The 1,575-nt window shown below is 44.7% G+C and carries 1 protein-coding gene; it reads right to left on the minus strand.

All coding sequences use genetic code 11. From position 1 onward, the window contains the following. Nucleotides 1-93: 93 nt before the first annotated feature. On the minus strand, nucleotides 94-1,575 hold a 1,482-nt coding region (locus tag H5126_RS21170; protein ID WP_182758578.1), incomplete at its 5' end, for an ISNCY family transposase.

A 1,575-nucleotide genomic window follows, 5' to 3' on the forward strand; every position in this document is an offset into this window, starting at 1 on the left:
TACTAGTGTGATTACCAAGGGATTATGTCGGTCTAATTACCGAGCGACTTTGTCGTAAATAGCATATCAGCCAGTTACTAAACTGGCTACCTTTTATGCCGATTCAGCCAGAGCATTAGATTTTTCGACTCGCAATGCGGTGGTATTCATATTGTTTCTTAGCCACATGCTGCGCACACCGCCCGCGCTAATATCAACACCAAGGGCTTCACTGAGCTTTATCGCGACTTTCTGCTGACCAAGGTGAGGGTGTTCAATTGAGAATTGCACAACGGCGTCTTCTATCGCCTTATCCACACAGTTTTTGTGCCGTAGATTAGGTGTTTCTTGGCGTTTTAATGCTTCAGGGCCACCTCGCTTAACTAGTCTTAAGTGCCGATGAATAGTGTCTCGTGATACGCCACTTTGGCGTGATGCAGCGCTGACGCTTCCGAGTTTTTCGATTAACGCTAATACTTCAAGTTTCTTCTGTACTGCCAAGTCTTCTGATGCCAGTTTGCTTGGCTCATTAACTTCCGAGATCTTGAGTTTGCGACCAGCGAAGTGAGCGGTAAACCCTTTTTTACTCGTGTTCCTTATCTCTATTTTCTGATTGGCAATGGAGTGCTTGAGCGGTGAATCTATTAGGTAGAACTTGTTGCCATAACTGAAGGTATGGTCGTTACGTATTTTACGATGGTCTTTAATGACGCAGATATCATCAAGGTTGATGTGTTTCGACAGAGGCGTAAATTCAGGTGCTTGCTTTGATTTTACTTGAACTTTCGACTGCCAGAACTGCGGAATGAAGATATGCTTAAGGTAGGCATTGGCAGCGGCAATATCGTTAATATTGTTCAACCTAAGTTCGGGCACCAATCGGTCTTGGAAGGTATCGAATGCTCGCTCAATACGGCCTTTGCCTTGGGGTGAATTGGCAAAGATGATTTCAATGCCCAGCTCCTCACAAGCCCTCTGCATCTGTGAGAAGTTGCAGCGTTTAGGGCCGCCGAAGATACCGGCTCTGTCCACATAAAGCGTTTTAAACACACCTTTCGTTTCGATACATTCTCTCATGACTTTCAGGCATCCAACGGTGGTCTCTGACGGGAAGAACTCAGCATATACTTCACTGGTCGCATCATCAATCATGGCAATTAAACAGTGCTTTTTATCCCCAAACCAGCGATGTGGACTGCCATCCATTTGCATCATTAGACCCGGTGCTTCCATCCGCTCTCTGCGCTTTCGAACATTGCTACGTCTTCGTTTGGCTCGTTTAACGTGATGAATATCATGTGCCCAACTGCGAAGGGTTTCACGCTTAATAACAATGTTCTCATTCGTAGCTAATTGTTCAGCCAAGTGCAAGAGATTCAAATCGTAATATTTTTCCTGAATCAATTTTTGAACCGCTTTTTTTATTGATACCGGCGTTTTGTTGGGTGGGGCTTTGCCACTGTTACCATGAACAGCGAATTGAATACCGACTTGCTGATATTGCTTTACGTAGCGTTCAATAGTGCGTCGAGACTTACTGAGTAACTTAGCAGCATTGGCAATTGTTATCCTGCCTTCAACCACTTTAGCTATGAT

Origin of the sequence: Pseudoalteromonas sp. SG45-3 (genome assembly GCF_014164075.1) — a bacterium.
GTDB lineage: Bacteria > Pseudomonadota > Gammaproteobacteria > Enterobacterales > Alteromonadaceae > Pseudoalteromonas > Pseudoalteromonas distincta.